This window comes from Romboutsia sp. CE17 (assembly GCF_012317385.1).
In the GTDB taxonomy this organism is placed as follows: domain Bacteria; phylum Bacillota; class Clostridia; order Peptostreptococcales; family Peptostreptococcaceae; genus Romboutsia_E.
The window spans coordinates 98040-122950 of the sequence record NZ_CP051144.1 but is presented as its reverse complement, the minus strand read 5'-3'; the positions used below and the strand labels follow the sequence as shown (position 1 = coordinate 122950).

The window sequence follows — 24911 nt, the reverse complement described above, 5'->3', positions numbered from 1 at the left end:
ATTAATTCTAAAGTTTTATACTTATAATATTATTCGACTCATCTTTTACTTTTAGCATTCCTCTTTCTAAGCCTAAAAGGAATTCTATCTCTTCTCTACTTATACTTATACCACTATTATGTATCTTATCTACTACTTGTGACTTTGTAAGAATATTATTTTCAATAAGCATTTCTAATGCTTTTTTAACTAATACTGGCTTTGGTAATGGTATCTTATCATCTAAAGGTTCACATGTTCTCCATCCTCTTTTTGATGCTTGTTTTATCATATATTGATATTGATTATATGTTATAGCATTTAGCTTATATGCTCTAATAAGCATAGCTCCTATTGAAACTTTCCACTTTTGTTTTAATTCTACATAAAAGTCTAAATTGTTAGGATATATCAAATCATTTAAAAATCCTCTTCTAGGTAGTAAAAATGATCCTGCAAACTCATTTGCTTGATTTTCTATTTTTTTGTACTCTTCTCTTGATATAGTACTGGTATCTTCTACCCATTCATGTAGCATTATATGACCTAGCTCATGAGCCAAGTCAAAATGTCTTCTTACAGCAGAATTTTTATCATTACCCAAAGCAATAAAATATTTTACTTCATTATTTACTTTTTGCATTTGAGTAAAAGCATCTACCTTAGAATTTTCAGTATCAAAAGAAGTTATTTTAAATCCATTTCTCTCCATTACATTTACAAGATTAACAATAGGTTTATCATCTAGTCCCCAGTATGCTCTAAGTTTTTCTGATATAAACTCTACATCATCAATATCATTACTATGATCCAATTGTAGTATATTTAACTTAGGAAAATTAATATAATCTTCTATAAAAGTATATAGCTTTGCAAATATTGATAACTTTTCTGCATAAGATGCCTCTTCTTTTTTTGTTATAGAAGCCTGAGCTCTAAAATAAGTATTTCCTACTATTATAGAAACATCATCTTCTTCATAAAAATAGTCCTTTGGAAACTCTAGACTATTAGTGAGTTTTATTAACGTTTCAAATCCAGGAGTTGTTTTATTATTCTCAAATTGTGATATGGCCTGCTTACTAACACCCGTTTCATCTGCTAATTGAGAAATTGTTTTGCCTCTATATATTCTTGCGGATTTTAGCCTAACTCCATTAAAACTTCTATTTTTTAACATAATCTATTAAGCCTCCTAAAAGGAAGGCTTAAACCCTTCCTTCTTTTATTTAACTTTTATTTGTATATCCGTACCTTTTATACCCAATGGGATTTCTTCTTCTAAAGCATAGTCCTCTTTAATCGTATCCATATTTAACTCTCTAGTACCTATATCATCATAGCTAACTCCGATATATTCATTCCAACTCTCCTCATCTATTATATCTAGCTGTGAATTTAATTTGAATACTGATATCGAAGTTAACTCATTATTTTTTATATCAAAAGTTATTAATTTATGTACTTCAACTTCATCAACTACTTCTTTACTAACAATTTTAACTAATAACTCTTTCATTAAACTTTGTCTATATTCATCCTCGAAAAATTCAATTTGAGATTCCTTTGGTATTATATTATTATTAAGTAGTCCTAAGGATTCTAAATAATGTACATTTTTCTTTTTCTTTGACTTTTCTAGGCCTTTAAATGTTTTCATTTTCATTAAAGAATATAGGCTTTTTTCTTTCTTGTCATATATAGAAATAAATTCATGTGCTCCTCTATTAAACTTTTCAATTATAAATCTATTTTTTTCTAACCTCTTAAAAACATATGTATTCAAAAGATCTTTAGCCAAAGCATGTCTACTACTAAAAGTTTTTAACTCATAATTATATTTTAATTCTCTTATATCTTCAGTATAAGCATCCTTTATAGCTTGAGCTATTATACTTCTAAAATCTCCATTCCTATTCAAATTTATAATAATCACACCCTTATTATTTATATTTATAAATTAATTTTACTATATTTTCTATTTTTGTCAAGTAATTCATATATTATACTTATTTTTTTCTATTATATTTGTTAATTTTAAAAATATATGATAATACTATTTCTTATAATCTAATATCATTTCTTATAGCAGTTATCATTGCATCGAGAATTATATTATCTTCATAAAAAGAAAAGACCACGTTGAATATAGCCTCAACGTGGTCTTTATACACTATCACTTCTTTCACATAATCTCCTATAAACTTCTTACACTCTGGTAAATTTCTTATTAAAACAAATTCTTTAAACTTCCCAAACATCATTCTAATTTAATCTTCTGTTACAAGGTCTTATTCTTTATAAATTCTATTTATAACTAACTTATTTTGATATCCAAATCTTGTAATTAGTCAATAAATAAATCGATTTTTAATTGAGTGTCATTTATATTAGAATAGCCTTTAAAAAACTTCTTATACTCCTTGTCAGAGCCCAATATCTTATCTAACATATTATTTCTAAAAAGCCAAACGTATAGTGCAGCTGATCTTGCCTGACAATTTATGGATTTTTTAGGGTTAAACTCTATATCAGTAAATGCATCATATTTAATTATTTCTTCTTTTAAATCCTTGTACTGATTTAAAGTATTCATATATATCCAATCATAAAAAAGCGTTCTTGGTTCTAATGGCCATTCTTGGTCTTTGTAATAAAAACATACCAAATCACCTGAATTCTTAAGTCTCAAATCTTTTTTAGCATCTCTCGAATTTTTTGTAATAATATCTTTATATGGTCCACCATTTTCAAATTTTTTGCAAGATTGAAATAAACTCTCTACACTACAAACTTCCTCATTATTTTGATTTTTTATCATTAAATTAAATGCACTCAACTTAATACCTAATTCATCAGGTGAACTGGTAGATATTTCTAAAATTTTACTATTCTTATTATTGTTATCTAAATAAGACTTATGCAAATCATAAATGCTTTTTTGCTTTTGAGATTTTGAAAATCCAGAATACCATTTGAATTCATAGTTTATAACATTTACGCTTGTATCTTTATCTTTGCCAACTTGAAAAACTGGTCTAATCGCCATTGTATTCTATCTCCTTTGGTATACGCCCTTTGTTTAAATAGTTTCTTAATTCTCTTTTAAATAAATCTGGGCATATCTTTAATTTTAGTTCTTTTCCTATACCTAATAACTTCATCCTAGTATATTCCATTCTAGCCTGTTGCTCATTAGGGAAAATTAACTCTTTTATATATTTTTTGTCAATTCTTCCTAAAATCATAGCTTCTGCTTGAATATCAGTAGCACAAGAAATAGGTAAATTACTGCTTCTTCTTATAATTCTTTTATTCGTAATTATTTCTTCACTATAAATAGACTTTAATCCATCTATACCTGACATTATATATTTTCCTCTTTCTGTAGCTGCATTAACTTTTGAAAATAAAATATTACCTTCTAATACTATTTTAGGATCTATACAAATTATAACCCATTCATTAAATAACTTATCATTATCCTTAATTCTATCTAGATAATATACATTCGGATATTCTATAGAGCAACATATGTAATTTTTTTTCCCATCAAATCTATGTTCATCATTTACCTCTCTATAATATTCTGGTATATCATCAGTAGATAAAACACCATTAAAATTATTTAGTATATGAGGAATATTCTTAGCCTTTGTAAAATGACATAACCTACTAATCCCTCGTTTATTCATCTCATCCAATATTTCTTTATTCATAGTTTTATTTTCCTACATAAAAGTTGCATATATTATTATCTTTAGGAATTATATTCAGCAATTCACCACAATGAGATATTATTAAATTTTCCTTAGCTCTACTTATTCCTACATATATAATTCTAGATAATTCTAATTCCTTTTCCTTCTTTTCTTCATCATTAAGATTTTGTAAATAGTTTGAAAACATATCATTCGAACATCCTGCCATTATGACATTATCAAATTCTAATCCTTTTATTGCATGATAATTACTTATAAAAACTCCCCTTGTTCTTGTAATTCCTTTAACCTCTCGATCTATAGTTGTATATGATATTTCTTCCTCACTTAATAGAGATTCATAATATTTTAAATCATCCTTTTTTACAACTATACAAGTGCTACCTTTTTTTGAATAATCTATAATTTGCTCTATTATATAAGCATTTTCTGCGTATCTATTGCTAAAAGATGCAATTATAGGTTTTTTTCCTTCCTTAGAACTATTCATAGAAATTAATCCATCATCTTTTTCCAAATCTAATGTAACCCTAATACTATTAGCTAATTTCTCTATTTGTTTTGTATTCCTATGATTTTCATCCAAAGTATAAACCTTTCTAATTTTTAGTCCAAGTTGTTTCCAAGGCATTCTTCCCTTTCCATATATCTGTTGAGCTTGATCTCCAAGATATAAAATACTCCCACTCTCCTTCATATAATTAACTAATGATTGTATCATCATAGGAGTAAAATCTTGACCTTCATCAATAATTATACATTCATATTCTGTAGGAATTACCTCATGCTCTAAATATTTATTTAAGTAAAATGCACAATCATCCCAATCATATTTTTTACCTGTTTGATTTCTTAATTTGACATACTCTTCATATACTTTAAACACATATTTTCTATCTGATTTTAAAAGCCTAGCACTTCGTCTACCACTTCTTTCAACATTTTCATACTCATTTGAATTCAACATACCAAAACCTTGCATCCATTGAATTTCATCAACAAAAAAATCTATATTCCTATTAAAAACTGATATATTTGAATATAACTTTTTAACATTATTTATAGCCCTCTTTATTAACTCCTTTTTTTCCCAATCCTTACTAAGTATTTCATTATATCCTAGTATTCCAATATCTCTCATGCACCTAGTTGCAAATTTATGATATGTTGTTACATCTATTTTATCTAAATCATTATGTATGTCTTTTATATAGTTTATTAATGAATTATTATATGTTAACAGTAATACTCTTCCTTTTGTTAATTCTTGTATATATTTTGCCCTCATCACAGCACATACACTTTTTCCACTACCTGCTACTCCACAAATTACACCATGACCACTTTGAGGTAAATATAAAACCTCTTGTTGTTTTCCTTTTAATTTAAACATTATACTTATCCTCCATGTATTTATATAATCCCTTTTAATAAATAGAAAAGACACCCATCAATGAATGTCTTTTTTACTTAATTTATAAAATTTTTATTATTAATTATAAATATTTATAATTAATAATAAAAATTTATGCTACTTTTCTTCAAATTGTTCAAATATCTTTTTTACATTGTTTAGTATGTAATTAAATACCTCCGTTATATTTTGAACTGTAAGCTGTTCTTTTGGTATCCAATACATTAATTCTGAATTTGTTTTATGCGGTTGATATTTTATAAAAGCTTCATCTAGTCCTACCCTTAATCTAGGTATAGTAAATTTTATATCTTGAGTTATATTATACTTTCTATCTATTGGTATAACCCCTAAATTTAAAAAACCTTTCAATGGATATAAAAAAACTTTTACATTTTTACCATCTGTAAACATCGTGTATCCTGATGGTTGAAAATCCGTGGGTTGATGCCCAATAGATTTAAGAAATTCATTTGTTTTTTCCATAACATAAATTTGTGATATATAAAATCCCCCATATTTTAAATTATTAATACTACTTTTATTGTCAATATTATGACCACATAACTCTCATTATCTTGCTATAATAATTATCTTCTATAGATTTAAAAGCTGGCACTATAAGAGAAGAATATGAATCTCCATTAAATTCATCTTCAGTAGCTATATATGTAACCATCGCCATTATACAGTTATTGCTATCTAAATAAAATTTTAATAGTACATTGTCTTCATTAAATGAATTAAATAATTCTATCATATTATCTTTTTTACCTAAATTAGTTAATTTTCCTAAACTATAGTAAATACAACTAAATGGGCGATCATTTAGTTCTAATGATATTACACATTTTCCATTTCCCATAGTTTGTTCACATTGAATAAGAACCCCATTAGAAGTTTCATTTGTTATTTCAAATATTTGTCTTAGTCCAATTTCTTCTAAAGCTTGAAGTACTCTACTTTTTTTCATCATATAACTCATAGTCCATATCCTCCAAATTTAAAATTCTTCAGCAATATTATAACTTATACCATCTGTCGAATTTTGCATAATTAAATAGAAAAAAAAATTTTTAAAAGTAATTTTGTTATTATTTAATTTAATAATATTAATTCTATACAGTTACTATGTCAAAATAATTTACATTTAAAATTATGATATAAAAAATCTACTAAGCCATAAACTTAGTAGTTCTTTATCCTCATTTTCGAGGGTTTGAATGGTGGAGATGAATCGTAGCTATCATATCCAGTATTTTATTTTCTATCTCTTCATCATATTTAATTATATAATCAAAAAAGATATTAACATAAGACTATGTCAATATCTCTCTATATTATATAATATCAATCGATTTTTTAATTAAGCTTTAACCATTTCCATATTAGTTTCCCAAACTTCAGTTGCGATTTCTAATACTAATTTAATTTTATTCCATTGCTCTTCTTAAGATAATTTGTTTCCTTCTTCTGTAGATGCAAATCCACATTGAGGACTTACACATATTCTATCTATAGGTAAGTATTCCGTTGCTTTTTTAATTCTTGAAATAATAGTTTCTTTATCTTCTAATCTAGGATTTTTACTCGTAATTAATCCTAATACAACTTGTTTATCTCCATTGATATATTTTAATGGTTCAAAATCTCCAGAGCGTTCATCGTCAAATTCCAGATAGTATGCTGATACATTTTCTTCTCCAAATAATATCGGTGCAATAGGAGCATATCCTCCAGAAGATGCCCATGTATAATTGTAATTTCCAAGACAAACATGAGTAGTTATACATAAATCTTTTGTAATACCTTAAATAACTAGGTTATTTAATTTAACATAAGACCTTGCAACATCATCTAAAGATATACCTTGTACTTTTATAGCATCTCTATATTCTTTATCGCAGAACATTCCCCAAGTACAATCATCTAACTGTATATTTCTACAACCTGCATTATATAAATCTAAAATTGCAGTTTTATAAGCATTAGAAATATCTCTAAATAACTCTTCATCATCATTGTAATATTTACGTGTTTCATCTAAGTTTAATCCTCTTTGAAGCTCTGCAAGTAACTGAGCTGGTGCTGGTATAGTCTGCCTTGCGATAACCGTATCGTCTTCTAATTCTTTTATAAATTTAAAATGTTCAACAAATGGATGCTGATCCCCAGATATTCTTCCACATACTGTAGCTGATTCCGCGCGAGTAGTTTCTCCATGGAATTTATATCCTTCCTCAACTTCTATCTTTTTAATTCCTTTTAGTCCCACATAAAATCTAAGTTCCACCAACTACGTCTAAACTCTCCATCAGTGATAACTGATAATCCGACTTCTTTTTGTTTAGCAACTAAATCTATTATTGCTTTATCTTCTATAGATTTTAATTCTTCTAAAGTTATAACTTTATTATAATTTTCTCTTGCCTTTTTTTAATACTCCGGTCTTAAAAAAATCCCCACGATATATGCACGAAAAGGTGCATTTCTAACTCTCAATTCACTCGTATATCCCAATCCCTTTCTTTATTTATCTTAAAAAAAGTATATAGTAAAAGGCATTTATTGTATAATACTTGTGATTTATAGTTTGCTATAGTTTTAAACTATATCAAACATGTCTTTTAATAGCATCTATATAAGCTATAGCTAATCTGCTTAACGATGAATTTCTATGAGTTATCACACCTACCCTAATTGTTTCATCTACATCCAGAGTTTTTGATATTATATTTTCTCCATTTAATTCTTTACTTATTACACCTGTGCTTATTGTATATCCATTTAATCCAACTGCTAAGTTAAATAAAGTAGCCCTATCCCTAACTTTTATTTGTTGCTCTCTTTGCATTGTACTTAATATCTCTTCTGAAAAATAAAAAGAGTTATAATTTCCTTGTTCAAAGCAGAGATAAGGATATTCTTCTAAATCTTCTAATGTAATTATTTCTTTATCTGCTAAAGGGTGATCAGAACTTATAAATATATGTAGTTTTGTAATAAAGATTTGCTCAAAGTTTAAATTACTTTGATTTATTATTCTTTTTAAAATAGTTTCATTTTCATTTGACATATAAAGTACTCCAACTTCACTTTTCATACGACTAACATCTTCAATAATTTCATAAGTCTGTGTTTCTCTAAGTGTAAAATCGAAATTTTTATTTCCATAATATTTTATAATATCTACAAATGCATTTACCGCAAATGAGTAGTGTTGAGTAGATACAGAAAATCTTTGCTTATGCTCTCTTTTTGTCATATATTTTTCTTCTAAAAGATTCATCTGTTGTAGAACTTGCCTTGCATAACCTAAAAATTCATCCCCTTCGTTAGATATTATAATTCCCTTATTATTTCTATGAAATATCGTAATTTGAATCTCTCTTTCTAATTCTTTTATAGCGTTAGCAAACTTGGTTGTTATAAAAATAATTCTTTTGCAGCTTCACTTATACTTCCTTTTTCAGCTATAGTTACTACATATTTCAATTGTTATAATGTCATAATTTGTATCCCCCTGTTAAATTAATAAACTTATTTTAACTGAAGATAATTAAGTTTACAACCCAATGTATTAACAACAAATCTTACCGAATTATCTACTCTATTGTTATTTTGAATATCTACTATAAAATTTTTAGTATATATGTATTATAGATTATATTGTTTTTATAAAAAAATCACATGGATAATTTATCAATGTGTTTTGTGGATTTCAATGGTGGATATGAATCACTGCAATCATATCCACCATTAAATTTTTATAAATATCTTTATCTAAAATATTAATTGTACCATTATTTAATATCTTAATAATGGCTGTGTACTACATCTAAATGAGCCACCTAAACTTCTTGAAATTTCAAAATCAATATATTCAACAGTTATACCCTTACTAATTAATTGTTTTCCTATATATTCAAACTCCGGGTCTAAAATATATACTGAATCATTAACCGGTAATCCATTTACAGCTAATCTTGATACATCACTGTAAGGTACTAATATTTTCTCCCAACTCTTTAGCTCATCTGGAATGCCATTTATTAAAGCTTCCTCACATACAATCATTAGTCCATCTCTTACTAAACTTAATGCACAATCTAAATGTAATACATTACTTTTTAATTGTACTTGCACTACATTATATCCAAAATGCCCTAAAAAAGATTTTAACCATTTATATCCATTGTCATTTGATGCTTGTCCTGAATTTCCTACAAAAACTGTTTTATCAAGAACTAAAACATCTCCACCTTCTAAATACGGTCCTAATTCTGAATCTAACCCTTCTGAAGTATCTACCATAGGTACTGATACATACATGGCATTACTAGAATATGCAATAGTTTCTAAAATACTACGTATAGGTAAAATTTCTTTTCTTCTATGATGATATCGTAGTGATCCTTCTATTATATTATTTCCTATTGTAAAAAATGGGTCTCTAACAAAAAAGTTGCTACATCCATATTCCTTGCCAGTTTCTTTTTCATAGTCTGTTAATAAACGAGGTCTGACAACTTCGACCCCATACTTCTCTAGTACTTGTTTTAAATTTTCTCTTTCTTGTTCCCATTTAATTTGTCTTTCTGGAAATGCCTCTTCATAACTTTTTCCATCTACATCTTTATACATTTCTAAAATTTCTTCATCTAATACTTCTGCTGGATCTTTACCGATAGTATTCATAGGAAATATAAATTCAGATTGCGTTAAAACAACTTTCTTTAAAGGTGCAAACTCACTTTTTACCATAACTGTTTCTTTTTTCATATAAATCTCCTTTAATTTCTATATATTTTGTAGCTAGATTACTATTTACTTTATCTATTTGAATAAAATTTTTTCACCCTGATATTTCATTCTTAAGTCCCTTGCTTACAAAATAATAAACCTTCCAGTTAGGTTAGGGTCAATACCATTTATTTACTTTTTTAATATATCTAATTTTATTAAACTTTTTTCTTCCAAGTTTTCATCCATTTTTCCAATAATCCATGTCTCATTAAAGTCTCCAACTACCTCAATATTATTTTCATTTATGTAATCTAACAACTTTCTATAATATATAATTGAATCTCTTGGTCCACCCTCATATATTATGGTTACATACTCACCTTCTTCTAAATATCTTGTATCTTTGTCTTCATTGACAAAAACTTTAAATCCTTTATATATAATATTATCTTCTTCTTTTAATTCTTTGTATGATACTGTTGCCCCTAATGTCCCAGTAAATTCCTTTATATTTTTATCTAAATCCAACATTACATCTCTTAAATTTAAATCTAGTTCTTGTGGGCTATGCGATATAACATCATAATTTAGATATCTCCGCTTTTCATTATGTTTTATAAATACTTTATTAAGTCCATATTCAATATTTTGAGATATTTCTCTATCTAAATAATCTAGGTATTCTTTTATAGCTGATAATTCTTTCATTTTTTCTTCAACTACTTTTGATTGATTCCTTATGTTCTCTACCATAAACTCTAAATTAGTCTGTGAGCTTAAAATTTGCTTTATTAATTCTAGTGACATACCTGTAGATTTAAATAATTGGCTATGTTAGCCCTCTTCGTGATAAATATTGCATAAAAAGAACCACACCTTAGACTTTTCAATACATTGAATTCTAAGATGTGGTTGCTTCTATAACTTACTATAAATTATTCGTAATAGATTAAAATTGTAAATTATCCTTTAAACATAAACTCATACTGGTTATTATTTTTATTCATTAAAACATTTAAAGTTCCTTCTATTTTGTCATGAAAATCATTTATTGAAGTAATACTTTCTATATATATGTATTCATTAGCACTAGAGTTTGAATTTATATTGCATGAAAGGTGTGCATCTCTTTCTTTATCGCTAAAAAATAGTTTATCTAAATTTACAGAAATCAATTCATCAGATTTATTTTCTATGATTAGTTCAATCATACCAGCATTGTCCTTATAATGAAGATTTACAGCACTTATTTTTAAATCTTCATTATCAACTAAAACTGGATTTTCATAAAAATCAATTACATTCTCATTCTGTGCTTCTACTTTGGTTGATTCATCTACATCTGATTTATTAGAATCAATATTTTCCAAACCTACTATTAATGATAATATACACGCACAAATACATGATATTAAAATATACTTTCTCATAAAATATCTCCTATTTTTATTTTCTAATTCACACTTTATAACAATTGCGAACTTGATTATATTATACAAAATATTCAATTATTTTCCAATTACAAAATGGTTTCATTAATTTGAAGTAAAGTTCCTTATTTTAGGTTAACTCAATGAATCTATTTCTAATAGTTTCTCTAGTTACATATGTATCCTTAGTAGCTACATTCACTAGCATATCTTTAATTCGGTCACCCTTTTTATTCTTCTTACTTAGTTGGAGAAATTTAAACCAAGCCAAATAATTGTTGATATATTTTGTGGATACACCATTAAAAGGCATTAACCATCTCTTAAAACTACTGTGAAGAGCATTTATATGCTGTAAATGATAAACACTATCTATCATTGATTTTCCTCTAGGAACTTGCTTTAATTCTATGTTCAACTTGTCCTTTATTCCTATATATGATTTATGTGAATCTACGCAAAAAGTAGTCTCTTCACATATTTTATTGTCAAAGAAGTTAACTATTTGATTTGTTGTAATTCTACCGTTACAAACAGCACTCATAAGGATATTTCCTTTTCTATCAATTGCTGTCTCTATACAAATCTGCTCTTTTGATATTCCTCTTTTCTTCTTATCATTTTTACCTTTACCTCTTTTTCTAGGGTTTCTAGGCATTACAAATGTAGTACTTTTAGAATGATTGCCTTTAAAAGACTCTTTAATAAAGCATTCATCTACTTCAACTATACCTTCAACCTTATCATTTTTTAATGATAGATTGATTACATCAAGTATCCTATGACGCATGTAAAAAGACGTTTTAACACCTACTCCGACTTCTTCAGCACATTTTCTTATAGAAAGTCCTAATATCATTAATTCACAGTATTTTAACCATTTATCTAAGCCTAATTTTGTATTAGAGAATGGAGACATAGTAAACTCATCAAAACTTGTGCGACAACGTTTACAAATATATCTTTGTCTTCCGTTAGATTTCCCATTTTTATTTACATCTTTACATTGACATTTTGGACATTCGTATCCCTTGGAAAATCTACTTTCTTTAACATTATCTCTAATTTCAGAAGAATTAAATAAAGTACTTAATACTTCTTGTGCTACTGAAATTAACTCTGTAAGTTCATTCTTTTTTAAATCTTTTATCATAGCTTTTATATCTATTTTTGACATAATATTAGGTATCCTTCCTGTAAATTAGTTGAAATATAGTTTATATCTATATTATAGCCTATGTTATATATAATTAATCACGAAGTTAGCTAACATAGCCAAATAATTTTATTAAATCTATTGTTGTTAATTGCTCTATAGAATAATATCTATATTTATTTTCTTTATTTACATATTTAGGCTTCAATATCCCAATTTCATCGTAGTATCTAAGTGTTTTTAATGAAACATTAGATAGCTTTGATATTTCTCCTATTGTAAAATAATTTGCCATAATAGTCTCCTTTTTTGAACTTTATTTTTACATTTTAATTTGTTATTTATTTTGATAGGGATTTTTAAATAAGCTTTTATAATTATTTTATTATCTATTCTATTAACATGCAAAAAACACATTGATAAAATTATCAATGTGTTCTCACCCAAATACTCTCATTATTTATAGAGCCTTCTCTGCTTTAACAGCAATTCTTGCAGGTAACTTATTTTTTAGTTTCCACACTATAGTTATAGGTTTACTACCTCTATGACTAACAATATCAGCCTGTCCTAAATAAATATATGGACTAGTGATGCCTTCCTCTTTACTGTTTTCTCTAACAAATAAAAGTATTTTATTATTGGTATTTCTATGGTTAATATATCTAACTCCAGTCGGAGACTCATCACTAGTTCTACTTTGACTTTGCCAATTAAATAGTTCATCATTGATTGCATAATCTTCATACATAGTTGATGGTGAAAAATGTTTTTCTACCTTATTAAGGGTAATTAAAAACACATCTGTCTTTAATTCATCTATATACAATACTCCTTCTCTTAAAGGATATTGCTTTTCTATAGTATTTTTTCCTAAAGCACAAAGTATTTGCTCTTTAGTATAAGTACAATGGGCCTCCATTAGACTATCATACTCTAGCCTATCTTTTAATGGCTTTATTTTAATATGAGTCAGATTATACTTTATTACATCAAGGATCTCTTCATATATTTCCTTATTTGAATATATTCTTTCTAAAAATTGATGTATACTATTTATACCTAAATCAATAGGTGCTTTAGTGAATAAAGTATAATGCAACATCAATATCATCTTTTCTTCCTCGTTATTAAATTTAGATATAGTATTATGTTCCTTAAAATTCTCTAATGTGTTTTTCCAAAATCTAAGAAGTCTTGGTGAATCTACATTGTTTAATCTTATCATTGCTGTACTTAACATTTTTTCGTCATCACAAACAAAATCTTCTTTTATATTTGCATTCACACAAAGTCTAGCAAATGTATTTTTAGTCTTGTATATATCTTTTAAAGTTATATTGTAAAATTCTATAAAGTTAAGTAAGTTTAACTCTTTATCACTCTCTATACTAAATGACTTTATTTTATTAGTAATAGTATTTTTATTGTATATAAATGAGTTAATATTTTTTAAAATATATTCTTTAGCTTGCTTCTCCATATGTATGTGGCAACCTTTAGGTAAAGTTATAAATCCACTTTTGATCTCACTTTCTAATACTTTACCTTTTGATTTGGAAATAGTACTAAATTTCTCGTAAAAATTATAATTCTTATGAGCTTGTCCAACGTAATCCAATACAGTTAAACATTCTTTATTTTCACTTAATCTAAGTCCTCTACCTAATTGTTGTAAAAATACTGTAATACTATCAGTAGGTCTTAAGAATAATATAGTATTAATTTCTGGAATATCTACTCCTTCATTGTAAAGGTCTACTACAAAAGCAAACTTATATATACCATTAACAAGACCTAATCTAGCACTTTCTCTTTCCTCAACACTACATTTAGAACTTATTGCAACTGATGGTATATTTTTTTCGTTAAAATAATTTGCCATAAACTCTGCATGTTCTATGCTCACACAGAAACCTAATCCGATTACTTCATCTAAATCTGATATATAGTCATGTAAACTTCTAATTACTAAGTCTGCCCTTCTATTTGCATTTACTTTATCTAAAGTAAGTATATTAGTAAGTTCGTTAGTATCATATCCACCCCTTGACCATTTAAGTTTACTTAAATCTAGTTCATCACTTACACAGAAATATTGGAATGGAGTTAATAATTTTCGATCTATTGCCTCTCCTAGCCTCATCTCTGTACTTATTCTACCATCAAAATACTCTAGTACATCTTTCCCATCCATTCTTTCAGGTGTAGCCGTTAGTCCTAATAATATTTTAGGATGATAATGCATTAATAACTTTTGATAAGATTTTGCACTGGCATGGTGAAATTCATCAACGATAATAAAATCATAAAAATCACTAGTTGTTATTTCATCAAACTTCTTAGAATTGAATGTTTGTATAGTCATAAATACATGATCAATATTATCTGGAGTATAATTTCCTGTATAAAGCCCTCCAAAGTTTCTATCTCTAAGAATAGTTCTAAAAGTTTTCATACTTTGCACCAAAATATCTTCTCTGTGAGCGATAAACAAAAGTCTATTTACTTTTCCTTTATTTTCTCTAACAAAGTTTTTATAATCAAATGCTGATATTACAGTTTTACCTACTCCTGTTGCTGCTACTACTAAATTTTTATTATGGTTTAAAATTTCTCTTTCAGCTTGAAGTGTTTCTAATATTTCTTGTTGATAATGATATGGTCTTACATCAAGATTAGCAATATCATCTATATTTACTTTAATGTCTTTCTTTCTTGCTTTTGCTAGCTCTGACTTTAACATATCCTCATCATTCTCTGTGAATAATTTAAATTCATCATCATTAAAATAACTTTCAAAAGTAGCTTTGAATTTATCTATAATATTTTTTGAGTCTTTTTCACTTACCTTCATATTCCATTCAAGTCCTGTTGTCATTGCATCTTTTGATATGTTAGATGAACCTATATATGCAGTAGTGAAACCTGTATCTCTGTAGAACATATAACTTTTAGCATGAAGTCTTGTTCTCTCTGTATCATATGATATTTTTATTTCTGTATTAGGTAATGTTGATAAAAATTTAATTGCTTTAAATTCGCTGGCACCTAAATATGATGTTGTTATAATTCTTAACTTCTTTGTTTTTGTATGTTCTATTAATTCATCTTTTATTAATCTTATACCTGTCCATCTAATGAAAGATACTATGATATCTATTTTATCGCTAGTTAGTATCTCTCTTTTTAACTCACTTACTAGGTCTGGCTCATTATTACTATTTGTAAATAAAAAGCTTTGTGATATTGGTGTTAATGGTCTTACTTTATTTTTTAGGTTAGAGTTATTCTTCTTTTCATCTATTGATAATAGGATTTCACCTTTTTTATGTATGTTATTTATTTTTATATCTTCGTCTCCTACTTCTTTTGATAAGTAACTTATTATGTTATTGCATATATCGATTTGCTTTTCTATATCTAAATTTTTTATAAATTCTAGGCTTTTTTTAGCTACATCACCTAAATGTTTTGATAGTACTTCTTTAGCTTCTTCTCTTTCTATTGCTTCAGTTTTTATATCTATTTCATCTTTTCGTTTTTCTAGTTCTTCATTTACTTTATCTGAAATAATTTGCTCATATATACCTTTTTTAAGATTCATTTCTCCTCCTATTTTTGTTATTCTTAATAATATTATATCACTTCATAATTTAGCTCTGAATGTGTTATTTTGAACTTACTATTTTCTAGATTATATTTGTATATGTTTTAATCATTTTTATAAATATATACACAAAAACATATTGAACTAGTTAATCAATATCTTTTCATGAATTTTAATGGTAAATATGAACATATCATATCCACTATTTTTTATTTCACTTTTCCCTATAATTTAAATATATTTTACATATAAAATAAACTTGACTTTTGTCTTTTAATGATATAATAGTAAGTAACATTCAACGAAAGTATATAGAAAGGCAAAATGTATCATGAAAAATGTAGACTTAAACTTATACATTAAAGATAATAACACTTACATAAATATACCTAATGAAATATTAGCCAAAGGTAGCGATATTGTCTCAGATTATATAAAAATATACACAGAAATAGAAGTTTTAAAAGAAAATATAAATAAATATTTATTCTATAAAAATAGCACTATAAATCCTTTAGATATCATAAATAAAATAGTGCAAATAAAAAAAATAGAATCTATAAATGAGATATTACCTTTTTTAGAAATTGATTTATCTAATATAGAAGATAGATTGATAAATGTATGCTCTGCTTTAGGAGTAGATACAGAACATGTAATTGCTACGAGAGATGAATTAGTTCAAAACTTTATACGAACAGAGCATTCTATTGAAGATATAATTGATGAAAATTATGCAAATGAAATAATAAATTATATAAAAAGTGAGGACATGTATTCACTAAATACAAAATCCAAATACGGTACTATGTCTACCGATTATAACTTAAAAAATATGGATGATATAGTTGACTTCAATGAGGAAGAGATTAACGGAAGATATGCTCCTATTCTTGTGATTCATAGACCTGCTAAATATCATAGGGTATCATATATACTAGATGATAATGCTTATGTATATATAAAAAGACAACCTCTAAATGCTCTTATACATCAAGAAAGATTAAGAGAAAAAGGAATTGATTCTATGGGAGCTATATTATATAAAAAGCTTAATTATGAACTTTCAAATGAAAATCTACAAGAATTATTAGCAGAAATTTATGTTTACTCTCAGAAGAATAATGTTAAATTTGAAAACATTAAACTTTCCGATATAGGTGCTAACAAAGTATGGATGACTGCTGAAAAGTTAAAAAAAGAATTTAAAGAACTTAGATATTATAACAAGAACTTAAGCCAAAAATTAAGAGAGATATATGATACTACAGGTTCATACTATACTCAAATAGGTGGAAAATATATATTTAATACTAGAACTTTTCTAACTAACTACAAGGCTTATAAGGATAGAGATATAAACGTATAAATACAACTTTATAGTTATAAAAGTCCCTTGCTATGTTGCGATTTATTTGAACTTACACATTAAGGGACTTTTTTATAATACAAACTCATCATTTTATAATAAATTGTAATGCAATAATTAACATATCAATTCTACTTTTTCATGTATAATCATTTATTATTTAAAATATCCGTTTTTTCACAAAATTCCATAAAGCATTCTATAGGTTTAGAAATATACTTATCTTTGTGTATAGCACTATATAAAGATCTATTAATATTATGATCTTTCAACCTATATACATTTATTGATTTTGAATTTTCTTCAGATAAAACAGACATATAAGGTAAACAACTTACTCCTATATTTAATTTAACATAATTTAAAATAGCCTCTAAATTACTTAATTCTATATATGAATCAAATTTAATATCTTTATTTTCTAAAAAATCTTCAAATCGTTCTCTTGTTCCGCTACCATCTTCTCTTATAATAAATTTATTATTTTTTAAATCCTCTATATCTAAGTATTTTTTTCCATTCCATTCATGGTCTACTGAGCTTATAAATACAAGCTCATCCATCCATATATCTTTTAATATTATCTCTTTTGAATTTACCGTACCTTCTATAAATCCAATGTCTACTTTATTATTCAGTATAAGTTCTTCTATATTCTGCTTGTTATCTATAATCATAGATATTTCAATATCTTTTTCTTTTTGATTAAATTTATGTATTATATAAGGCATTATATATGTACCTATAGTTGTACTTGCACCAATAACTAATTTTCCTTTATTAGACTTAGATGAACGTACTACATTTATTCCTTCTTCATAAATATTTAATATTCTTCTTGTATATTCATAAAAAATTTGACCTTCATGTGTCAAATACAGCTTCTTACCTATTCTATCAAACAATTTTGTATCAATTTCTGACTCAATTTCAGATATACATTGACTTATTGATGGTTGGCTAATATACATATCCTTTGCTACTTGACTCATATTTAAACACTTAGCTGTTCTATAAAAAATCTCTAATTTTCTAATATTCATAAGTATATCACTCCTCATATATATATATATTACTATATTCAACAAAAAGAGGTGAAATAAAACCTCACCTCTTTCTTAATATCAATATTTTTATATATTATATTACCTTCTTTTATTGTTTCAATACTTTTATTTCTTAAAGTAATATATATTTTATGCTAATTTTTCATTTTGATCTTTGACTTTTTTTATTGATGTAAGTAATAAAGCATATCCTAAAAGTACACATACTAACATTACTATCCATCCTGCATTAAATCCAAAATTATCTACTATCATACCAAATAATGTTGAACCGAATGCAAATCCTAATGCAAATAGAAGACTTATAATACCTAATATTACACTAGATTCTTTTTTACCAAATACATCTGTAGCCATAAATGCTGGTGCTGACATATATGAGTAAACATTTAAACCATATGCTACAGAGAATAAAAATGCTAAACTATGAAATTTACTTGACATCATTAATCCTATTATAGCTATAATTGAAAGTACTAATGATATAGACATTGTTTTTAACGTACCTATTTTATCAAATAAAGCTCCTCCAGTTACATTTCCTATTAGGCAGAATAGTGCAAATACTGAACCTAATGTCCCAACTAGTGTTGCACTCATTCCAAGCTCTCCTGTAAAATATGTTGCATATTGAGTACTTAATGCTGATATAGCAATTGCTATTATTGCATATCCTATTGAAAATATCCAAAAATATTTATTCTTAGTTGTTGCTTTTGCTCCTAAACCTTCAAATCCTTTATCCACTTCATTTAATTCATTTATATTTTCTTCAGCTACTTCTACTTCATTATCTTTAGGCATTCTTATGAATAATAAAATTGCTGGTAAACTACATAATAATGATATTAATCCAAATACTATGTAACTATAACTAGCACCATTTGATGCTAACATTTGTGATGTAATTTGTTGTAAAAATACATTTCCTATAGAACCACCAGAGAATGCTATACCTAAAGCTTTACCTCTACCTTTTTTAGGGAACCAGTTGTTTATCACATATGGAACTCCTAGTCCAGAGAATAAAACACATCCTACTTGAGATACTGCTGATAATATATAGAATTGAGGTAAAGTCTTAGCAAAACCAAATCCTAAAAATCCTAATGATGATAATACTGTACCTATTATAAATAATATTTTTATATTTATCTTACCAAATAATTTCCCTAAAAATGGAGAAAATGCTGCAGAGGCCATAGCCCCAAATGTAAAAATTAAAGAGAAAGCTGCTAGTGAAAATCCAAAATCATTAATTACATATGGTATGAATAATGGTTGAATATTTTGTGCAACTCCAAATGGTATGGCTTGCATGAACATACATATAAATACTATTAAATATTTTTTCTTATTATTGCTATTACTTTGTAATGCTTCATCTTTCATAATACTCTCACGTTCCTTTTCTAAAATAAATTTTGCAATTTTATTATAAATATTTTTATTCATTTTGTTAAATACGTAAATTTTATATCACATATAATTAAATACTTATAAGCGATATATAGGTAAATGGTTATATATATTATAAAAAAAACATATTTAACAAATTGTAAATATGAATTTAAAATAAAATATATATCACATTAAAGGAGCGTCATAATGAAAAGAAACAATAATAATTTTCTAAAAAATATAAAAGATATATTACCTGGACTTATAGTTTCTGTATTAGTAGCATATTTAAGTATGCTTATTGCAAAATTTGTTCCAAAACTTGGAGCTGCATCTATAGCTATATTCTTAGGTATGTTTGTAGGTAATGTATTTTTAAATCACGATATATTCCAAAAGGGATATAAATTTTCAGAAACTGACTTGCTGTCGTACTCAATAGTATTATTAGGTGCAACATTAAGTATATCTACTATATCTGAAATTGGATTTTCTGGAGTAATATTTATAGTATTACAAATGACAATTACAATAATAGGAGCTTTATATATCGGAAAAAAATTAGGTTTTTCAGATAACTTCAGATATATGATGGCAAGTGGTAATGCAGTATGTGGATCTTCTGCAATAGCAGCAACATCACCTGTAATCGGAGCTGATGATAAGGAAAAAGGAATATCAATAACTATTGTCAATGTAACTGGTATAGTCCTTATGTTCTTATTACCTATGATATCTCAATTCTTATATAATAATGAGATTACTCAAACATCTGCCATGATTGGAGGTATATTACAATCTGTAGGACAAGTTGTCGCTAGTGGTGCGATGGTAAATGAACATGTAAAAGATTTATCTACAATATTTAAAATTGTACGTATTATATTTTTAGTTGTTGTTGTATTTGTATTAGGTCATCTAAAACATAAATCAAATAAAGAAATTATAAAAGAAGAAGTACAAGATATAGAAAAAGGAAAAATAAAAGTTCCATGGTATGTAATAGGATTCTTTATAACTTGTGCCTTATTCTCTCTAAATATAATAAGCAATGATGTTTCAATTCTTTGCAAAGAAATAAGCAATAAATTTGAAATAATCGCTTTAGCCGCTATCGGATTAAGAGTTAATGTAAAAGATTTAATTAAACAAGGAAAATCAGTATCTCTATATGGATTATTTATAGGGCTATTACAAATAGTTTCTGCAATAACTTTAATCGGAATATTATTATAAGTAAAATTTAGCTTGTTGTGCTAGTTAAAAATAACTGGTACAACAGATTAACTAAAGAGTTTTATAAGATCATTAAATTTTTCTAAATATAAAAGTAAAGAAGGTATTCATTATGGAAAACACAAAACAAAAAAGTACATTTTTTTATGGTTGGTTAATAGTTATAGGTTGTATGCTTATTCAAGCTGTACCATATTCATTAGCAGCTAATATCCAACCTGCATTTACAAATTATGTAACTTCAGGAGAAGGCTTTACTTATACTCAATTTTCACTAATATTCACAATTGGTACTATAGTATCTGCTATATGTTCTCCTTTTATAGGAAAGTTATATTCTCATCCTAAAGCAAATATAAAATTACTATATGTATTAGGTGTAGTTTTAGTAGGAGTTGGATTTGCAGCTATGTCTTTAGCTGGAGGAAATATATTCGCTTATTATGCACTATCTATATTAGTTCAAATAGGATCTGCTATAATATCAGCTATAGGTGTTCCTACACTTATAAATAGTTGGTTTACAGAAAATAAAGGTATTGCAATGGGACTTGCTTTTTCTGGTGGAGGACTTGGTAATATGATTCTTCAACAATTTGCAGGTAAATGGCTATCTAATCCAGCAATTGGATATAAAGGTGCTTATTTAAGATTCGGATTATTAGCTATAATAGTATCATTACCAATAGCACTATTTATAATGAGATTGCCAAAATCAAAATCTGAATTAGAAATGAATAAATCAAAGAAATCTAAAAAGACTTCATCACAAAGTTCTGATTGGGGATATACTTTTGCAGAAGTTAGTAAAATTAAATACTTCTGGATTTTCTCAATATCATTTGTATTTGTGGGATTATATGTTGGTGGAATGGCATTACAATTTATACCATACTTACAAACATTAGAACAAAATCAGGTATTCACTCTAGGATCAGCTTTAGTTGCTTCTCTATTCGGGTTAGCTTCAATATTCGGAAACCTTTGCGGTGGTGTTCTATTTGATAAACTTGGTATAATAAAATCTCTTTTACTAGCAGGTCTTTTAGTTATAACTTGTGGTTTATCTTTAATTTTTGTAGGTCAAATAAATGCACTTGGATTTGTATTTGCAATTTGTTTAGGTATATCTATGTTCTCATATATAATAGGTCCTTCTTATATGACGGGTGCTTTATTTGGTAACAAAGAATTTGGTACTATATTAGGTATTGTACAAATATTCTTTGCTGTTGGATTTGGTTCAGGTTCTACAATATTTGGATTAATAGTTGATAAGTCTGGATTTACAAATGCATGGATATCTACAATAATTTATGCTGTAATAGCTTATGCAGGATTATTATACTCTACTAGTTCAATTATAAAAATGAATAAAGATAATAATGTAATTGAAACTAAGAAAATAGCATAAATCTTTAAAACTAAATTTATAAAACGGCTTGAGCTTAAAGTTTAAGCCGTTTTTATTTATTAAAAATCTTATTTATTTGACATATGGTTCATGTATATTTAGGATATACTGTTAATTTTCTAAATACTTTGCATAACAAATTATTATATATAAAAAACTACTAAGCTATAAACTTAGTAGTCCTTCATACTCTTTTCTAGGATTTAAATGGTTGAGATGATTCACGCAAATCATATCCACGATTGTATCGCTAAAGATAGTTTTTAGTTATTATATTGTCTATCTCTAACTTTTTCTTTAATATATTTTTCTACTTCTTCTCTAGATATTCCTAAAACAATTGAAAATTCATCATTAATCAATCCTTGAGCCAATTTCATGAATTTTTCATCTATTTGACCTAGTTTTTTCCCTTTATTTATTGCATTATATTCCTTCTTATAAATACCTAATATTACAGATAATAAATCTTCACAATCATACGTTTTAATAAAACTTTTATATTTAGATTGTAATATATTTATACTTTTCTCACTACAGTCCATTTCTTCCATGTAAGGAATACGTTCTATCAATTGTTGAGCTTCTTCATACGTAGAAATCGCTCGCATAAATACATCTGTATCTATTGGTGTGAATATTTTTCCATCTTCATATACTGGTTTTAACGTGTAATAATCCTTTTCATTGTTAATACCTGAAATATCAATTGGACCTATATCCTCTACTTTACATAGTCCACAATTACCATAAATAATAAATTCTCCAATTTTGTACATGCTCTTATCACTCCTATTTTATTTTATATATGAAAATAAAACTTAGCCTATTTAAATAGATTTATCTTTTTAAAGCTGTACTGTATACTAATATAGTATTTTATCTTAATAGTTTACTAGTAATGTAGATCTTAAGTTTAAATTATTAATCTATTTGACTTAATATATATGAACTTGCTTCATTAGGATAAACATTTAAAATAATTGCAAACTCTTCTGTTAGCAATCTTTCTGCTTCTTTCATAATATCTCTGTCTGTTTTTTCTAATTTTTTACCAATAGACCGTGCATATTTTTTACTAAATTTTATACTTTTTATTAATTTAATTAGTTCCTCACATTGACCACTTTTAAGCATTGTTTCAAATTGAGCAATTCTCTTTTTTTCATCATCTATCCATAATATTTCCATATTTGGTATATCATTTATTAATGCAGTCATATCACCTTTAGAAATTACCTTTCTCATTGGAACTTTGTCATTGTCTAAAGGGATTTTTATTACTGTGTCATTATTATAAATAGGACTTAATATATAATATTTTCTTTTCTCTCCATTTATAAATTTCTCGTTAGTTATATCTACAACTTTACATACTCCTGTCTTACCATACATTATATAATCGTCAACATTAAACATCATATAAATACCTCTTTAAAATTATATTCTACAAATTTGTTCTATAGTAAAAGGTGTAGCTAAGTTTTTTGCTACACCTTTTACTATTAAAAAATAAGCATTCTTACAAATAATAAAAAATACTCGTGGCTAATGAACCAAAAACTTTACCCGTTGCTTGAGCCATATGTGGGCTAAATATTTACCCTTCAACGGCTATTGGATTATAATTCTTTTTTTCACTTACACGCAGTACGATACTCTCTGAATCAACATGTAGTTCAATTTTATCGCTCTTTAGTTCAGGAATTTCTCCAACAGTTAAAACAGTACCTGGCTTCATTCCATCAACATCAATAGTTATCGTATCAATCATATCTTCAGGTAAAGAAGTATATGGAATTTCAAGCTGCATTCTCTCTAGTATACCTGCTATTTTCTCATCATTGTCAATAATGATATGAATTACACTGTTGACTTTTTCACCTGCAGTTAATGCTTGAAAACTTATGTGTAAAATTTCATCATTAACTGTATTCAAAGATTTTTCCTTGATTTGTACCGGTAATATTTGCCCATCAATATTCATCACCAATTTACTACCTTCACGGTTGAGGCGAATCAATCTGCGTGCAACGGCTTCTTCCATTTGAATTGATATTGATTCTGGCAAAGATTTACCAAACACATCTCCAGGAACCATCCCGAGTCGTCTCATCTTTTTTGCCTTTACATTAAAATCTCGTTTTTGAACATTAATAGTTTCCATTTTGTTTCCTCCTAATTATTTTATAATATCTGCTCAATTGCAGCTTCGTGCATTTCAAAGAAACAAGCAATATAAATAAGGCTTTTATTTCTTTTATAACAGCTTACCTACCATTTTCTTTATACAATGCACTGTTGTTTTTCGAACCATAATAAAAAAAAGAAGGGCTCTTCATACAACGCAATAAGCGCATACCAAAA

General features: G+C 26.7%; 25 protein-coding genes. 3 read left to right on the top strand and 22 right to left on the bottom strand.

Going from position 1 to position 24911, the window contains the following annotated elements; all coding sequences use genetic code 11:
- Positions 1-7 precede the first annotated feature (7 nt).
- From HF520_RS00560 to HF520_RS00485, 17 genes are all read right to left on the bottom strand, one after another.
- The gene (locus HF520_RS00560; protein WP_168572177.1) at positions 8-1159 is read right to left on the bottom strand and encodes a helix-turn-helix domain-containing protein; all 1152 of its coding nucleotides are present in this window, start codon (positions 1157-1159) and stop codon (positions 8-10) included.
- 45 nt (positions 1160-1204) lie between these two features.
- Complete coding sequence (locus HF520_RS00555) at positions 1205-1900, bottom strand: DUF5986 family protein (RefSeq protein ID WP_168572176.1); 696 nt, start codon at positions 1898-1900, stop codon at positions 1205-1207.
- 142 nt (positions 1901-2042) lie between these two features.
- Positions 2043-2243, bottom strand: coding sequence for a hypothetical protein (locus tag HF520_RS00550; protein ID WP_207711013.1), 201 nt, complete (start codon positions 2241-2243; stop codon positions 2043-2045).
- An 83-nt stretch (positions 2244-2326) separates the two neighbouring features.
- Entirely contained in the window at positions 2327-3028 is a 702-nt protein-coding gene (locus HF520_RS00545) for a DarT1-associated NADAR antitoxin family protein (RefSeq protein WP_207711012.1), read from the bottom strand.
- Positions 3018-3698 carry a DarT ssDNA thymidine ADP-ribosyltransferase family protein gene (locus tag HF520_RS00540; protein ID WP_168572175.1) on the bottom strand — a complete coding sequence of 227 codons (681 nt, stop codon included), beginning with the start codon at positions 3696-3698 and terminating at the stop codon, positions 3018-3020. The genes HF520_RS00545 and HF520_RS00540 overlap by 11 nt, the downstream gene beginning before the upstream one ends.
- Positions 3699-3702: 4 nt before the next feature.
- Positions 3703-5094 carry a 3'-5' exonuclease gene (locus tag HF520_RS00535; RefSeq protein ID WP_168572174.1) on the bottom strand — a complete coding sequence of 464 codons (1392 nt, stop codon included), beginning with the start codon at positions 5092-5094 and terminating at the stop codon, positions 3703-3705.
- 138 nt (positions 5095-5232) lie between these two features.
- On the bottom strand, positions 5233-5529 hold the full coding sequence (locus tag HF520_RS00530) for a hypothetical protein (protein WP_168572173.1): 297 nt from the start codon (positions 5527-5529) through the stop codon (positions 5233-5235).
- Between the two features lie 139 nt (positions 5530-5668).
- The gene (locus HF520_RS00525; protein ID WP_168572172.1) at positions 5669-6100 is read right to left on the bottom strand and encodes a hypothetical protein; all 432 of its coding nucleotides are present in this window, start codon (positions 6098-6100) and stop codon (positions 5669-5671) included.
- Between the two features lie 465 nt (positions 6101-6565).
- Complete coding sequence (locus HF520_RS15385; RefSeq protein WP_334296645.1) at positions 6566-6793, bottom strand: hypothetical protein; 228 nt, start codon at positions 6791-6793, stop codon at positions 6566-6568.
- A 132-nt stretch (positions 6794-6925) separates the two neighbouring features.
- A complete protein-coding gene (locus tag HF520_RS15380; RefSeq protein ID WP_330586284.1) occupies positions 6926-7390 on the bottom strand; it encodes a hypothetical protein in 465 nt (154 codons plus the stop codon).
- 339 nt (positions 7391-7729) lie between these two features.
- Positions 7730-8380, bottom strand: a complete 651-nt coding sequence (locus HF520_RS00515) for a LysR family transcriptional regulator substrate-binding protein (protein ID WP_330586283.1) — start codon at positions 8378-8380, stop codon at positions 7730-7732.
- A gap of 542 nt (positions 8381-8922) precedes the next feature.
- Positions 8923-9897 carry a dimethylarginine dimethylaminohydrolase family protein gene (locus tag HF520_RS00510; RefSeq protein ID WP_168572171.1) on the bottom strand — a complete coding sequence of 325 codons (975 nt, stop codon included), beginning with the start codon at positions 9895-9897 and terminating at the stop codon, positions 8923-8925.
- A gap of 153 nt (positions 9898-10050) precedes the next feature.
- Complete coding sequence (locus HF520_RS00505) at positions 10051-10668, bottom strand: hypothetical protein (RefSeq protein ID WP_168572170.1); 618 nt, start codon at positions 10666-10668, stop codon at positions 10051-10053.
- Positions 10669-10823: 155 nt separating this feature from the next.
- Entirely contained in the window at positions 10824-11291 is a 468-nt protein-coding gene (locus HF520_RS00500) for a hypothetical protein (protein WP_168572169.1), read from the bottom strand.
- A gap of 130 nt (positions 11292-11421) precedes the next feature.
- Positions 11422-12468: an IS1595 family transposase gene (locus tag HF520_RS00495; RefSeq protein WP_168572168.1), complete on the bottom strand. Its 1047-nt coding sequence runs from the start codon at positions 12466-12468 to the stop codon at positions 11422-11424.
- An 85-nt stretch (positions 12469-12553) separates the two neighbouring features.
- Positions 12554-12742 carry a MerR family DNA-binding transcriptional regulator gene (locus tag HF520_RS00490; protein WP_168572167.1) on the bottom strand — a complete coding sequence of 63 codons (189 nt, stop codon included), beginning with the start codon at positions 12740-12742 and terminating at the stop codon, positions 12554-12556.
- 165 nt (positions 12743-12907) lie between these two features.
- Positions 12908-16054 carry a DUF3427 domain-containing protein gene (locus HF520_RS00485; RefSeq protein WP_168572166.1) on the bottom strand — a complete coding sequence of 1049 codons (3147 nt, stop codon included), beginning with the start codon at positions 16052-16054 and terminating at the stop codon, positions 12908-12910.
- A 334-nt stretch (positions 16055-16388) separates the two neighbouring features.
- Here HF520_RS00485 and HF520_RS00480 point away from each other — a divergent pair, with 334 nt between their 5' ends.
- Positions 16389-17426, top strand: coding sequence for a hypothetical protein (locus HF520_RS00480; protein ID WP_168572165.1), 1038 nt, complete (start codon positions 16389-16391; stop codon positions 17424-17426).
- Between the two features lie 149 nt (positions 17427-17575).
- Here the strand turns inward: HF520_RS00480 and HF520_RS00475 are convergent, their stop codons facing one another.
- Both HF520_RS00475 and HF520_RS00470 read right to left on the bottom strand, forming a co-directional pair.
- Positions 17576-18469, bottom strand: coding sequence for a LysR family transcriptional regulator (locus tag HF520_RS00475; protein WP_168572164.1), 894 nt, complete (start codon positions 18467-18469; stop codon positions 17576-17578).
- A 153-nt stretch (positions 18470-18622) separates the two neighbouring features.
- The gene (locus tag HF520_RS00470) at positions 18623-19885 is read right to left on the bottom strand and encodes a conjugated bile salt MFS transporter (protein ID WP_168572163.1); all 1263 of its coding nucleotides are present in this window, start codon (positions 19883-19885) and stop codon (positions 18623-18625) included.
- A gap of 216 nt (positions 19886-20101) precedes the next feature.
- Here HF520_RS00470 and HF520_RS00465 point away from each other — a divergent pair, with 216 nt between their 5' ends.
- Together HF520_RS00465 and HF520_RS00460 are read left to right on the top strand one after the other, a co-directional pair.
- The gene (locus HF520_RS00465; protein WP_168572162.1) at positions 20102-21130 is read left to right on the top strand and encodes a YeiH family protein; all 1029 of its coding nucleotides are present in this window, start codon (positions 20102-20104) and stop codon (positions 21128-21130) included.
- A gap of 112 nt (positions 21131-21242) precedes the next feature.
- The gene (locus HF520_RS00460) at positions 21243-22544 is read left to right on the top strand and encodes a conjugated bile salt MFS transporter (protein ID WP_168572161.1); all 1302 of its coding nucleotides are present in this window, start codon (positions 21243-21245) and stop codon (positions 22542-22544) included.
- 263 nt (positions 22545-22807) lie between these two features.
- Here the strand turns inward: HF520_RS00460 and HF520_RS00455 are convergent, their stop codons facing one another.
- The 3 genes from HF520_RS00455 to HF520_RS00445 form a co-directional block, all read right to left on the bottom strand.
- Positions 22808-23323, bottom strand: coding sequence for a CarD family transcriptional regulator (locus HF520_RS00455; RefSeq protein ID WP_168572160.1), 516 nt, complete (start codon positions 23321-23323; stop codon positions 22808-22810).
- 145 nt (positions 23324-23468) lie between these two features.
- The gene (locus HF520_RS00450) at positions 23469-23966 is read right to left on the bottom strand and encodes a CarD family transcriptional regulator (protein ID WP_243155164.1); all 498 of its coding nucleotides are present in this window, start codon (positions 23964-23966) and stop codon (positions 23469-23471) included.
- A gap of 178 nt (positions 23967-24144) precedes the next feature.
- Positions 24145-24711, bottom strand: coding sequence for a 50S ribosomal protein L25/general stress protein Ctc (locus HF520_RS00445; RefSeq protein ID WP_168572159.1), 567 nt, complete (start codon positions 24709-24711; stop codon positions 24145-24147).
- Positions 24712-24911: the final 200 nt, after the last annotated feature.

What these genes read in the sequence shown, in the direction of transcription:
- HF520_RS00560 (WP_168572177.1), bottom strand. Translation starts at nt 1,159, where the DNA reads ATGTTAAAAAATAGAAGTTTTAATGGAGTTAGGCTAAAATCCGCAAGA.
- HF520_RS00550 (WP_207711013.1), bottom strand. Translation starts at nt 2,243, where the DNA reads ATGATGTTTGGGAAGTTTAAAGAATTTGTTTTAATAAGAAATTTACCA.
- HF520_RS00545 (WP_207711012.1), bottom strand. Translation starts at nt 3,028, where the DNA reads ATGGCGATTAGACCAGTTTTTCAAGTTGGCAAAGATAAAGATACAAGC.
- HF520_RS00540 (WP_168572175.1), bottom strand. Translation starts at nt 3,698, where the DNA reads ATGAATAAAGAAATATTGGATGAGATGAATAAACGAGGGATTAGTAGG.
- HF520_RS00535 (WP_168572174.1), bottom strand. Translation starts at nt 5,094, where the DNA reads ATGTTTAAATTAAAAGGAAAACAACAAGAGGTTTTATATTTACCTCAA.
- HF520_RS00530 (WP_168572173.1), bottom strand. Translation starts at nt 5,529, where the DNA reads ATGTTTACAGATGGTAAAAATGTAAAAGTTTTTTTATATCCATTGAAA.
- HF520_RS00525 (WP_168572172.1), bottom strand. Translation starts at nt 6,100, where the DNA reads ATGAGTTATATGATGAAAAAAAGTAGAGTACTTCAAGCTTTAGAAGAA.
- HF520_RS00515 (WP_330586283.1), bottom strand. Translation starts at nt 8,380, where the DNA reads ATGACAAAAAGAGAGCATAAGCAAAGATTTTCTGTATCTACTCAACAC.
- HF520_RS00510 (WP_168572171.1), bottom strand. Translation starts at nt 9,897, where the DNA reads ATGAAAAAAGAAACAGTTATGGTAAAAAGTGAGTTTGCACCTTTAAAG.
- HF520_RS00505 (WP_168572170.1), bottom strand. Translation starts at nt 10,668, where the DNA reads ATGTCACTAGAATTAATAAAGCAAATTTTAAGCTCACAGACTAATTTA.
- HF520_RS00500 (WP_168572169.1), bottom strand. Translation starts at nt 11,291, where the DNA reads ATGAGAAAGTATATTTTAATATCATGTATTTGTGCGTGTATATTATCA.
- HF520_RS00495 (WP_168572168.1), bottom strand. Translation starts at nt 12,468, where the DNA reads ATGTCAAAAATAGATATAAAAGCTATGATAAAAGATTTAAAAAAGAAT.
- HF520_RS00490 (WP_168572167.1), bottom strand. Translation starts at nt 12,742, where the DNA reads ATGGCAAATTATTTTACAATAGGAGAAATATCAAAGCTATCTAATGTT.
- HF520_RS00485 (WP_168572166.1), bottom strand. Translation starts at nt 16,054, where the DNA reads ATGAATCTTAAAAAAGGTATATATGAGCAAATTATTTCAGATAAAGTA.
- HF520_RS00480 (WP_168572165.1), top strand. Translation starts at nt 16,389, where the DNA reads ATGAAAAATGTAGACTTAAACTTATACATTAAAGATAATAACACTTAC.
- HF520_RS00475 (WP_168572164.1), bottom strand. Translation starts at nt 18,469, where the DNA reads ATGAATATTAGAAAATTAGAGATTTTTTATAGAACAGCTAAGTGTTTA.
- HF520_RS00470 (WP_168572163.1), bottom strand. Translation starts at nt 19,885, where the DNA reads ATGAAAGATGAAGCATTACAAAGTAATAGCAATAATAAGAAAAAATAT.
- HF520_RS00465 (WP_168572162.1), top strand. Translation starts at nt 20,102, where the DNA reads ATGAAAAGAAACAATAATAATTTTCTAAAAAATATAAAAGATATATTA.
- HF520_RS00460 (WP_168572161.1), top strand. Translation starts at nt 21,243, where the DNA reads ATGGAAAACACAAAACAAAAAAGTACATTTTTTTATGGTTGGTTAATA.
- HF520_RS00455 (WP_168572160.1), bottom strand. Translation starts at nt 23,323, where the DNA reads ATGTACAAAATTGGAGAATTTATTATTTATGGTAATTGTGGACTATGT.
- HF520_RS00450 (WP_243155164.1), bottom strand. Translation starts at nt 23,966, where the DNA reads ATGATGTTTAATGTTGACGATTATATAATGTATGGTAAGACAGGAGTA.
- HF520_RS00445 (WP_168572159.1), bottom strand. Translation starts at nt 24,711, where the DNA reads ATGGAAACTATTAATGTTCAAAAACGAGATTTTAATGTAAAGGCAAAA.